Here is an 11,976-nt window from a genome sequence, read left to right as displayed (position 1 = left end):
ATCTAATCACTGATTAGGCAGCCATGGCATACTGAGTATTGCCATTTGAAGTTTGAATATTCAGATTAACGTGCTAATTATCCAACGCACGACATGCTTACACCTTCAAAGATCTATGCTGTCAAAACCAGGCACCCCCAGCTTTTTGCGGCAACGGCGCCGCTGGTGGGACGGCGCCGTTGAGCATACAAAGATACGAGTTTTTTTATTTATGGCCGAATACGTGGAAGATGTCGAGGCCGAGGGCATAGGCCATGAGGCTGAAGAGCAGGATCATGCCCACCATCTGCGCATATTCGATGAACTTATCGCTGGGTTTGCGGCCGGAGATCATCTCGACGAGGGTGAAGAGGGCGTGACCGCCGTCGAGGGCCGGGATGGGCAACACATTCATAAACGCCAGGAGGATGCTGAAGATGCCGGTGAGCATCCAGAAGCTTTGCCAGTCCCAGATAGACGGGAAGATGCCGGCAATACTGATCACACTGCCAAGGGAATCCTGAGCCTTTACTTCCTTTGACGTAAACAGGAGCTTCAGGTTGCGGATATAGTTGGACAGCGTCTCGATCGCTTTGTGGACGCCCGCGGGCACAGCCTGGAAGAAGGTATAGGAAATATGTTTGTTGCCGAGGATACTGTCCGCAGCCATATACCGGATGCCCAGCGCGCTGTCCTTCGCGAGATTGCGTTCCATAACGACATTCACGGTATCATGACCGTTGCGAACCACGACAAGGTGGTTGCTCATGATCTGGCGCATATGCTGGAAGCCGGTGTCCTTGATCTGATCGGACGCGAATTGAATGCGATGCCCGTTCATTGCGATCAGGGTGTCGCCCCTGCGGAGGTCGCCGGAGGTGATCTTTGCCCAGGGCATCACCGAGTCGATGACCTCGGGAAACCGGATGATGGATAAGCCGCCGAGCCGGTTCTTGTTGAGCTGGCCGATGATCCCGACGGGAACGGTAAGGTCGAGGGTCTGGCCGTTGCGGGTAACGGTGACGGTCTTGGCCTCGTTCATAATCATTTCAGAGCCCGCCGAACCCTGCCTTTCGAGGGGTTTGCCGGCAACGGCGATGATATTGTCCCCATCCTGCATTCCCATCCTGCGCCCAAGGCTATCGGCGTAGAGACCATATTTGAGGTTGGCAACGGGTATATAGTTCTCCCCCCAGACCCACATCACCATGATAAAGATGGCAAAGGCGAGCAGGACGTTGACGGTCACACCACCGAGCATGATGATGAGCCGCTGCCAGGCAGGTTTGCTGCGGAATTCGTAAGGCTGGGGAGGCAGGGCCATCTGTTCCTTGTCCATGCTCTCGTCGATCATCCCGGAGATCTTTACATAACCGCCAAAAGGGATCCAGCCGACGCCGTATTCGGTGTCGCCGATCTTCTTTTTGAAGAGGGAGAAGCCGGGATTGAAGAAGAGGTAGAATTTTTCGACCCGGCATTTAAACCAGCGGGCCGGCAGGAAGTGGCCAAGCTCGTGAAGGACGACCAGGATGGAAAAGGATAATATAAATTGAAGGACCTTGACTCCCACAGATGCCCACTCGATTGCTAAGAATACCATATGGATTTGATGATGGCCACCGGCAAGGTGGGTGATTTTTTTCTAAATGTAATGCTAAAGTTTTATAAGCGATGCGGCAAAATTACGGGCCTCCCCATCGCTTTCAAAATATTCTTCCAGCGTGGGCCGCTCGATAAACGGCAGTTGCTGCATGGTCCGTTCGACCAGGTCGGTCATGTCGAGGAAACCGATGCGATTGCGCAGGAAGGCGAAGACCGCGATCTCGTTTGCCGCATTGAGCACACAGGGGAGGTTGCCGCCCTTGTTGAGGGCATCTGTGGCCAGAACCAGGTTGCGAAAGGTCTTTGTATCGGGTTCTTCGAAGGTGAGCGTATTGGGTTTGCGGAAGTCGTAACGGGGAAAGCTGTTCGCCATCCGCCGGGGGAAGCCAAGGGCATACTGAATGGGCAGTTTCATATCCGGGAGGCCCATCTGCGACTTTATGCTGCCATCCTCGAACATGATCATGCTGTGTATAATGCTCTGAGGATGAACTACAACCTGCACCTGATCGGGTTCCAGGCCAAAAAGCCATTTCGCTTCTATCATCTCCAGGCCCTTGTTCATCAGCGTGGCCGAATCGATGGAGATCTTGGCGCCCATGCTCCAGTTAGGGTGCTGCAGGGCATGATCCCTTTTTACGTTGACGAGGAAGTTGGGTTTTTTCCCAAGAAAAGGGCCGCCGGAGGCCGTGAGGATGACCTTTTCGATGCGGCTGCGGGTCTCCCCGATGAGACATTGAAAGATGGCGCTGTGCTCGGAGTCCACGGGGAGGATGGGAGCCTTTCTCTCCAGGGCCTTTTGCATGACGATATCGCCCGCGACGACCAGGGTTTCCTTGTTGGCAAGCGCTATGGCCTTACCGTTCTCGATGGCCCGGAGCGTGGGGCGGAGGCCGGCGAAGCCGACGATCGCCGCCAGCATCATATCATAGATATCCATCGCGGCCACTTCTTCCAGCGCCTTTTCGCCGGCGAAGACCTTGATAGGATGGCTGCCCAGCGCATTCTTTACATGAGGGTATTTCTTTTCATCGCCGATAACGACGATCTCGGGTTTGAAGTGGAGAGCCTGGCGGATCAGCAGGTCGTCATTGCTATGGGCCGTCAGCACCTCCACGCTAAAAGCGGACGGATTGGCATCGATGACCTCCAGCGCCTGTTTGCCGATGGAACCGGTAGAGCCGAAGATAGCGATGCGCTTTTTTACGCTGGTGTTTGACATGGGGTTCTCGTTTGTTACTCGGTGTATTTTTCCAGTTGGACAGCAAGGTTCCGATCGTTGCTCAACCTGGGCACCTTGTTCTGACCACCCAGTTTGCCTACCGATTTCATATAGTCGATGAAGCCGTTCTTTTTAACAGGCCGGATCTTGAGGGGTTGCAGAATATTGCCCGTGATGAGGTCGTCGTAATAGATATTTTTCTCGCGGAGGTTGTGATCCACTTTGTCGGCGAAGGCCGCCAGGTCACCCGGTTGGTTGCCGAATTCCACGAACCATTCATGGTAGGACTTCCCTTTCTCCTGCCGGATCATCGGTGCGACGGTGAACTCGGTGATATTGAGCCCTGCTTCCCCGGCCGCCTTCATCAGGCTGTATTCCACTTCTTCCCCGATGACGTGTTCGCCAAAGGCGGAGATGAAGTGTTTTGTCCGGCCCGCGACGACGAGGCGCCAGGGGTTGACCGATGTAAAGCGAACCATGTCGCCGATACTATAGCCCCAGAGCCCGGCGTTGTTGCTGACGACGAGCGCGTAGTTCTCGCCGGTGGTAACGTCTTTCAGGGAGAGGCGTTTGGGGTTTTCCTTGCTGAGTTCGGCAGCGGGGATGAATTCGAAGAATATCCCGCTGTTGGTATTCAACAGCAGCCCTTCTTCCTCGCGGCTGTCCTGGAAGGCGAAGAAGCCTTCGGAGGCGGGGAAGGTCTCGATGGTATCTATTTTCTTACCGATGCTGTCGAACAGCCGGTTCTTGTAGGGTTCGAAATTGACCCCGCCGTGAACGAGCACGGAGAAATTTGGAAAAATGTCCTTTATGGGCATCTTTTTCAGTTCGATCAGCCGGTCAAAATACATCTGGACCCAAGGGGGGATGCCGCTGATGAGGGTCATGTCCTGGCTGAGGGTCTCTTCCACGATCTTATCCAGTTTTGTCTCCCAGTCGTCGATGCAGTTGGTCTCGTAAGAGGGGAGCTGGTTGGTTCGCAAGTAACCGGGGACGTGGTGGTTGACGATACCGCTGAGGCGGCCGGTGGGGATGCCCCCTACCCTTTCCAGTTCGGGCGAGCCGGAGAGGAAGATCATCTTCCCGTCGGCAAAGGCGGTGTTGCCCGTGGATGACATATAACAAAGCAGGGCGTTGCGTGCGGTGTTAATATGATTGTCTATCGAGTCTTTTGTAATGGGGATATATTTGACGCCGCTGGTAGTGCCGGAAGTCTTTGCGAGATAGATGGGTTGCCCCTTCCATAGTACGTTATGCCTTCCTTCCTTGATCAGATTGATATATCCGGAAAATTGTTCGTAGTCCCTGACGGGCACCGCCTGAGTATATTCTTCGTAAGTTTTTATTTCGCCCAACCGGTGTTCCGCGCCAAAAACCGTTTTCCCGCCTACCCGTAACAGTTCCTTCAAAATAGCATCCTGATCAGTGATCGCCGTCGTCATCCCCTTCTGTATGGCCTTGTATATATAAGAGGCAAAGGGCCTGGCAAGGAATGATTTGATCTTCATGTTCATGGGGGCAAACGTACGGGAATTTGAGCAATGGACAATGGGGCGGCGGCGGGTGGCGTTGGAGGTGGTTTTCGGGTATAAGGGGCTGGTTTTGAGGGGATGCGTGGGAGGGGTTGGATTTTTGAGGTATTTTTGGGGTTCGCCGGGGATTTTTCCGGAGATTTCTTCTTTTTTCACCTGAATCCCCTTACCTTTGCAGCCCTAATATTATTTACTCATGTTAGCAGTTGTGAAAATAGCCGGGCAGCAATTCAAGGTCCAAAAGGATCAGACTTTGTACGTTCCCCGTATCGCGGGCAATGCCGGTGACAAAGTCGAGTTCGGTGAAGTCCTTCTTAGCCATGGCGACGACAAGTTGGCCGTTGGAAAAGATGTAAAGGCAGTGATCAAGGCCGAGATCCTGGACCATGTTCAGGGTGACAAGGTGATCGCCTTTAAAATGAAAAGAAGGAAAGGTTTTCGTAAGAAGCATGGTCATCGTACCCACTATACGAAGATTCGGATCAGTGAAATCGCATAATTAAAAAGTCTCAAACTTTCAGATATGGCTCACAAAAAAGGTGAAGGTAGTGTAAAGAACGGCCGCGATTCGCAAAGCAAGCGTTTAGGGGTTAAGATCTTTGGTGGTCAACCTGCAATTGCCGGCAATATCCTCGTTCGTCAGCGTGGTACACAATATCACCCCGGCAAGAACGTTGGCGTCGGCAAAGATTTTACGCTGTTTGCTCTCTCCGACGGTACCGTTGAATTCCGCAAAGGAAAAGCTGATAAGACCTTTGTCAGCGTCAACGCGGTAGCGGTTGAAGCAGGTGCTTAGAACATTTTTTGGATTTTTCAAAACTTTTTTTTGGAACTTCCAAAGAAGTTTCTATTTTTATGGGTGTAAATTGTTTTACTAACCAATTTAAATTCAAAAAAAATGGCAACTGCAAAAAAAGCCGCTAAGAAAAAGGCAGCTCCTAAAAAGAAAGCTGCTCCCAAGAAGAAAGCTGCTAAGAAAGCTGCAAAGAAGAAATAGTTCTTCCTTAGTTTGGCAGAAAATAGTAAGGCCCGAAGCAATTCGGGCCTTTTCATTTTAAGATTGGCCTTCGGCCGCCAGACTCTGGTCTGGCCTGCCCGAAGTAATTCGGGCCTTTTTCATTTATCCCGGTCGAGGCCGGGATTTTTTTATGGGGTGTGGAAAGTGAGGCTGGGCGCGGGTTTCAACCGCGTGGGTTTGGGGCCTGTGCGGGTTTGCGGGGGATGGTGTAACTTAGGCGCATGACTATCGATAACGACTATATTGCGGGGCAGTTTAGCCTGCTGTCCAAGTTGATGGATATCCATGGCGAGAATTCCTTCAAGGCAAAATCATATTCCGTGGCGGCGTTTACGCTGGAAAAGATCCCTTCGGTGGAGGGGCTGCCGCTGGAGAAGATGACCGCCATCCGGGGGATCGGCGACGCCATCGGAAAGAAAATACTGGAGATCCAGCAGACCGGGGAGCTGAGGGCCCTGAAGGAAATCATCCATAAGACCCCGGCCGGGGTGATCGAGATGCTCCAGATAAAGGGACTTGGGCCCAAGAAGATCGCGACCATCTGGAAGGAGATGGAGGTGGAATCGGTTGGCGAACTGCTGTACGCCTGCCAGGAAAACCGGCTGCTCCTCTTCAAGGGATTTGGCGAGAAGACGCAGCAGAATGTGCGTGACGCGATCGAATTCAGACTGAAACATGCCGGCAGCCATCTCTTCGCGGAGGTGGAGGGACTTGCGCTGAGGCTGGATGCCGCGCTGAAAGCGGCTTTCCCCGGAGAGCAGTTTGCGTTGACGGGGGATCTCCGGCGGCAGCTGGAAGTGGTGGAGAAGCTGGAATGGGTGACGACGGTGGAGGTGGACGCGGCGATGAGAACTTTGGCTGAGACGGTGGAAAAGACCGGCGGCGAAACGGTGAGCGTGGAAGTCGGGTTCGTGCATGCCGCGGCGGGGGACTTTGTGCGGGTGCTTTTCGAGACGAGCTGTAGCGGCGAGTTTTTGGAGCACCTGAAAGAGAAGGAAGGGTGGAATGCGACCGGGGCTTGCGTAAACGAGGAGGCCTTGTTCTCCGCAGTGGGAATGCCCTACCTTTCGCCGGTGCGCCGGGAACAACGCGGGCTGAAAGACTGGGGACCGGTGATCGAGCCCAAGGATATCCGGGCCGTGATCCATAGTCATAGTAACTGGAGCGACGGGTCCAATACCCTCGAAGAGATGGCCGCGGGCTGTATCCAGCGCGGCTACGAATACCTCGTCATCAGCGACCACAGCAAGAGCGCTTTTTATGCCAATGGGCTAAAGGAAGACCGCATCCGGGAGCAACATGCGCAGATCGATGAATTGAACCGGAAACTGGCGCCGTTTACTATTTTCAAGAGCATCGAGGCCGACATCCTAAATGATGGGGCGCTGGACTATGCGGTCGATGTGCTGGCGGGTTTTGACCTGGTTATTGCAAGCGTACATTCCAATTTGAAGATGAGCCATGAGAAGGCGATGGGCCGGCTGCTCAACGCCATCGAGAATCCCTATACGACCATTCTGGGGCATTTGACCGGACGGCTTCTGTTGAGCCGGCCGGGTTATCCCATCGACCATAAAGCCATCGTCGATGCCTGCGTGGCCAATAGTGTGGTGATCGAGCTGAACGCGCATCCGCGGCGGCTGGATATGGACTGGCGCTGGATCGGCTATGCGCTGGAGCAGGGGGCGATGATCTCGATCGATCCCGATGCGCATTCGGTGGCAGGGATCGACGTCGTGCGGTATGGGGTGCTGGCGGCGCAGAAGGCGGGCGTGACGCCGGCGCAGAACCTGAGCAGTTTTGGGTTGGAGGAGTTTAAAGAATGGTTGTTCGAGACGAGGAGTGGAAAAGGGATTTAGGAAGCCGCGGCGGGAGATGGGGCGGCGGTGATATTTGCCTGTGAGGCCCGCAGGATGGGCAGTTCCACAAAGAAGGTGGTGCCCTCCCCTTCTACGGTTTCGAACCAGATCTTCCCCTTGGCCTGTTCGACGATGGTCTTGCTCATGGCGAGGCCGAGGCCGGTGCCGCTGGACTTGGTGGTGAAATTGGGGATGAAGATCTTGGATCGCATTTCGAGGGGAATACCTTCGCCGTTGTCGGTGACCTTTATGAGGATACTATCTTCGAGCACTTCTTCGCTGACGCTGATGACCCGGCGGGTCTTATTTACACAAGCTTCGAGGGCGTTTTGCAGCAGATTGGTGAACAGCCGGTTGAGCTGGGTCTTGTCCGCAAAGACGTGAATTTTATGGTGCACCGGCACCCATTTGAACAATAGATTTTCGGTGGTCTCGTACAGGGAGACGAGGGAATAGAGCATCTCGTGGAGATCGAACACTTCCTTTTTGGGGTTGCCGATATTGGCGAACTGGGCGAAGTCGGAGGCGATCTTCGACAGGTGGTCAATCTGCTCTACAAGCGTGCGGGCCACGCTCGCCGCCATTTCCTTTACATTGGGGGAGTTGTTGTCGATGGCTTTTTGCAGGTACTGAATGCTGAGTTTCATCGGCGTCAGCGGATTTTTGATCTCGTGGGCCACCTGCCGGGCCATCTCGCGCCAGGCGCCTTCGCGTTCGCTCTTGGCCAGGGCCACGGCGCTTTCCTCCAGCTTTTTCACCATCTTATTGTATTCCTTGACCAGGCCACCGATCTCGTCGTTGCGGCTCCACGCGATGACCTCGTTGGTCTTCCCGAGGTTGATCTCCTGCATTTTCTTTGAGATGAGCAGGAAGGAGATGGTGATCCGGTTGGTGAGGAAGAGGGCGATGGTGCCGGCGATCAAAAAGATAAAGGCGTTGAGGTTGATGATGGTCACGAGGAAATTGGAGATCTCTTCATTCAGTTCATCCTGGGTCGTAAAAGAGGGGATATTAAGAAAGGCATAGGCATTGCCGCTGTCATCGCGCAGGGGCCGGTACAGGCTGAGATAGGGCACGCCGCCGAGATGCTCATCATTGGCAAAGGTGATCGTATTGAGGTCGTGCAGATTGTAATAGGCCATGGGGTGCATCTTCTTGCTCAGGATGCCTTTGTTATAGACAAAGAGGTTGGACGAGACCTGCAGGTTGCCGTCGAGGTCGTAGATGTTGATATCGGTGGCGTGGGTCTGGGCGATCTCCTCGATGAGCTTTTGCAACTGCGACCGGGAGCCCTGGTAGTAAAGCTTTCCTTCATAGGTGCCGCCCTGTTCGGAAAGTTTACTCTGGACCTCGCTGACCACGATCTGCATGGCCCGGCTGAGCCGGTCCTGGTTGTTGCGGTTGTACCGGTTGATAAAGAAAATAATGGTCGCCACCCCGATGATGATAAACGAAAAGAGGCTAATGAAGATGATGGTGGTATGGATCTGCGACCGGATGTTCATCTGCCAGTAGGTCTTCAGCTGGCTCCAGTGCAGCCGGCTCCAGATGAGCAGGGCGGCCAGCCGGAAGAGGGCTACGAGGAAGAGGAAGGCGCTGAAGAGATAGGCAAACAGGGTAACGTCCTCGAGGGAGGAGTTATCGCGTTTGACGACGACTACGTAGTCATCATCCCCGATACGATGCCAGAGTTCGTCAAAGCCGTCCTTTTTGACATGCGTGAAATCGGTGGGGGGTATCTGCTGGTCGGTGAGATGGGTGGAGAAGGGGTAGTCGCTGTTCTCGCTGACGAGTTCCCGCTTTTTATAGATGGCGTAATATTCGGGGAGATTCTCCGTCTTCTGGCGGAATAACTCGGGGACGAGGGCGTCTTCGCCTTTATAGGTTTTTGGTTCGGAAAGAATGAACAGGTAGCCCTCCATTTTGGCCGTGGTATCGTTGCGGAGGGTCTTGCGGTAGATGAAGGTGTATTTGTCGAAGGTGCGTGAATAGTATTTCAGATCGGGGACATCGGTGTTCTTGCCCAGGACGGTAAAAATGGTATTGAGCGTATCGTAGGAAATTGGGGGATCGTTGAACAACGGTTTTTCGTCCCCGTCGTAGGTATAGATGCGGGTGTCGAAATTGGCCTGGTAGACGGTGAAATTGCGGTTGATCATGCTGTCCTTCATGAGCATGTTGGAGATCGGTTCTTTGAACCGCGCAAAGTTCAGGGAGAGGAAGTCGTTGTCGACATAGTTGAAGACGATGCTGAGGACTTTTTCACTGGAAGGATCGGCGCGGTCGCCCAGGCGTTCGGCGACGAGCCGGCGGGTGTCTTCTTCCATCTTCCGGTTCTCGAAGAGGATGACGGCGGAGATGGAGGTGGAGAAGATGAAGAGCCAGAAGAGCACTTCGGAGACATTGAAGCGGAAGCGCAGGTCGAAGAAGACACGGCGCTGCATCAGCCAGGTATAGGCGAGGAGCCAGATCAGGACGAGGATATCGAGCTCGACGGTCAGCGGGTTGGGGATGAAGGTCAGCAGGATGAGGCCCATCGTTGCGATGAGGATATACAGCACGATGGACAGGCTGCGGATGAGGTAGCCGATCAGTTGGAAGAGCACCTGGGACAGAAAGAAGTAACCCAGGGCAAGGGCCGCGAGGGCCAGGAAGCCGATAAAACTATAGTTGTTGAGGAGGCTGAAGAAGTTGGTGACGTTGAAGGAGATCTTCGCGTCGAGGACGAGGGACTGGACGATATTGGCGAATTCGAAGGTGGTCACGACCAGCAGGGCGATGCCCACGGCGATCCAGAACCAGTTGCGCCAGCGGTGGATGGATTGCGGGATGGTATAGTCGCTGAGCTCCCGCCTGACGAAGAGGATGATCCAGCAGAAGAGAAAGGAGTTGATGAGGAGATCGCCCAGGGATTTCAGGACGAAGCTCGAGCCATAGATGCTGGGGTCGAAGAGGTCGAACTGCCGGAGGTTGAGCATGCCCGGCGAGACATAGATCATGGTTCGCAGCAGGAGGATGACGGTGACCAGGAAGCCGATACCCCAGGCAGCGCCCCATTTCTCGCGGATGGTGTGCGCGATGTTGTGGATGATGATCAGGATCAGGAAGGTCCCCAGCAGGATGACGAGGGGGATGGGCCAGTTATGGGCGGAGGCGTGGTAGCCGGCGCGCTTTTCCAGGTAGAAGAGGATGTTGTCGCGGTAGTCCCTGACGGGGAATGCGGTGGCGTTCGTGACGATCTGGACCCGGGCTTCGGCCGAGGAGTTGTCGACAAATTCGGGGGTCAGGTTGGTGACGGAAATGAAGTATTGCCAGCGAATGGGGATCAGTGCGATGGCGATCATCGGGCGGCCGTCCGGGGTAGGAATAGTCGCGCGGATATAGTCGTACTGCCCGTTGCTCAGCTGGATGAACCCGGTACCGTCCGCGCCGTTGAGGATGGCCGGGGTGGGCGTGGAACGCTGGTCGCTCCAGAATTGGAGGGCGTCGGGGTTGCCGGCGGAATCGGTTCGATAGAGGAAGATGCCGTATTCTTTTTTGAGGGCGGCTTCGAGTTCGGGCTTGGAGTAGCGGTTCCGGGCCAGGCGGTCAAGGTATGCGGTGTCTTTTGTGAGCCGGATGAAGTCCTGCTGCCGTTGCTGCAGGGAGGATTGGATGGAGTTGCGCAGGACGGCGATCGAGGCGTCGCTGCTGAAGTAGAGGTTGAGGAAGTACCCGCTGATGAACAGCACGAAGGCGGCCAGGAGGAGGTAGATGTTCCTACGAAAGATATCGACGAAAAAAGACTTCAATCCGGGGCGTTTTTTTATTTCGGACCAGCCGGCTGTTGGGCCCGCTGTTGGTTTTTGATCTGATCCCAGAGCGCATCCATTTCTGCCAGGGTCATGTCGGCCAGGGATTTACCGCGGGAACGGGCTTCTTCTTCCATGCGGGTAAAGCGGGCGATGAATTTCTTGTTCGTCCGTTCGAGGGCGTTCTCCGCGTCTATATGCAAAAACCGTGCGTAATTGATCAGGGAGAAGGAAAGATCGCCGAATTCTTCTTCGATCTTGTTCTGGTCGCCTTCGGCGATGGCTTCCTGGAGTTCGGCCATTTCTTCCCGGACCTTCTCCCAGACCTGGGCCGTCTCGTCCCATTCGAAGCCGACTTTGCCGGCTTTTTCCTGGAGGCGGGTGGCTTTTACGGTGGCGGGGAGGGAGACCGGGACGCCGGAAAGGACGGATTTTTTGCCTTCCCTGAGCTTTAGCTGCTCCCAGTTGCGTTTGACGTCCTCTTCGGTTTTGACTTCGACGAGGCCGGGGGTGGAGGCATAGGCGGGGATGCTTACGGAGCCGGTGGCCGGGTCAGCGGTGGCGGCATCAGGGTTCGCGGCGGCAGCATCCGGGTTGGCGGTGGCGGCATCAGGGTTCGCGGCGGCGGCTGTACCGCCCGGACCGTAGATATGGGGGTGGCGGGAGATGAGTTTGTCGCAGATGCCGTCGAGGGCTTCGGCGAGGGTGAACTGCCCCTGCTCGTTACCGATACGGGTGTAGAAGACGAGATGAAGGAAGAGGTCGCCGATCTCTTCTTTGACGCCTTTCCAGTCGTTTTCGGTGATGGCGTCGGCGAGTTCGTAGGTTTCTTCGATGGTGAGGGGCCGGAGGGTCTGGAGGGTTTGCTTTTTATCCCAGGGGCATTGCTCCCGGAGTTCGTCCATTATTTTCACCAGGCGCTCGAAAGCTACTGTATTTGCATTCATGTGTCGCTGTTTTTGCGGGATGCTGC

The 11,976-nt window shown here is 54.8% G+C and carries 8 protein-coding genes; 3 read left to right on the top strand and 5 right to left on the bottom strand.

Translation table 11 applies throughout. The features are described from left to right. Positions 1 to 205 precede the first annotated feature (205 nt). From rseP to VGM48_RS05955, 3 genes are read right to left on the bottom strand one after another with little or no spacing between them, the layout of a single operon-like run. Positions 206 to 1,579 carry an RIP metalloprotease RseP gene (rseP, locus tag VGM48_RS05965; RefSeq protein WP_331577034.1) on the bottom strand — a complete coding sequence of 458 codons (1,374 nt, stop codon included), beginning with the start codon at positions 1,577 to 1,579 and terminating at the stop codon, positions 206 to 208. Positions 1,580 to 1,633: 54 nt separating this feature from the next. Further along, the gene (locus tag VGM48_RS05960) at positions 1,634 to 2,803 is read right to left on the bottom strand and encodes a 1-deoxy-D-xylulose-5-phosphate reductoisomerase (RefSeq protein WP_331577032.1); all 1,170 of its coding nucleotides are present in this window, start codon (positions 2,801 to 2,803) and stop codon (positions 1,634 to 1,636) included. 14 nt (positions 2,804 to 2,817) lie between these two features. Further along, positions 2,818 to 4,311 carry a GH3 auxin-responsive promoter family protein gene (locus VGM48_RS05955; RefSeq protein ID WP_331577030.1) on the bottom strand — a complete coding sequence of 498 codons (1,494 nt, stop codon included), beginning with the start codon at positions 4,309 to 4,311 and terminating at the stop codon, positions 2,818 to 2,820. A 220-nt stretch (positions 4,312 to 4,531) separates the two neighbouring features. On the opposite strand from VGM48_RS05955, the gene rplU reads away from it, so the two are divergent. The 3 genes from rplU to VGM48_RS05940 all read left to right on the top strand — a co-directional run bounded on the left by rplU (position 4,532) and on the right by VGM48_RS05940 (position 7,212). Next, entirely contained in the window at positions 4,532 to 4,834 is a 303-nt protein-coding gene (gene rplU, locus VGM48_RS05950; protein WP_331577028.1) for a 50S ribosomal protein L21, read from the top strand. Between the two features lie 24 nt (positions 4,835 to 4,858). Beyond that, a complete protein-coding gene (gene rpmA, locus VGM48_RS05945) occupies positions 4,859 to 5,131 on the top strand; it encodes a 50S ribosomal protein L27 (RefSeq protein ID WP_331577026.1) in 273 nt (90 codons plus the stop codon). A gap of 443 nt (positions 5,132 to 5,574) precedes the next feature. Then, the gene (locus tag VGM48_RS05940) at positions 5,575 to 7,212 is read left to right on the top strand and encodes a DNA polymerase/3'-5' exonuclease PolX (RefSeq protein ID WP_331577024.1); all 1,638 of its coding nucleotides are present in this window, start codon (positions 5,575 to 5,577) and stop codon (positions 7,210 to 7,212) included. On the opposite strand, the gene VGM48_RS05935 is transcribed toward VGM48_RS05940, so the two are convergent. Then, a complete protein-coding gene (locus tag VGM48_RS05935) occupies positions 7,209 to 11,003 on the bottom strand; it encodes a HAMP domain-containing sensor histidine kinase (protein WP_331577022.1) in 3,795 nt (1,264 codons plus the stop codon). The genes VGM48_RS05940 and VGM48_RS05935 overlap by 4 nt on opposite strands. Positions 11,004 to 11,017: 14 nt before the next feature. Next, a complete protein-coding gene (mazG, locus tag VGM48_RS05930; RefSeq protein WP_331577020.1) occupies positions 11,018 to 11,950 on the bottom strand; it encodes a nucleoside triphosphate pyrophosphohydrolase in 933 nt (310 codons plus the stop codon). Positions 11,951 to 11,976 lie beyond the last annotated feature (26 nt).

The sequence above is a fragment of the Puia sp. genome (assembly GCF_036500295.1).
Classification (GTDB): Bacteria; Bacteroidota; Bacteroidia; order Chitinophagales; family Chitinophagaceae; genus Puia.
The sequence above is the reverse complement of the archived record's forward strand: the minus strand, read 5'-3'. Positions and strand labels throughout refer to the sequence as shown.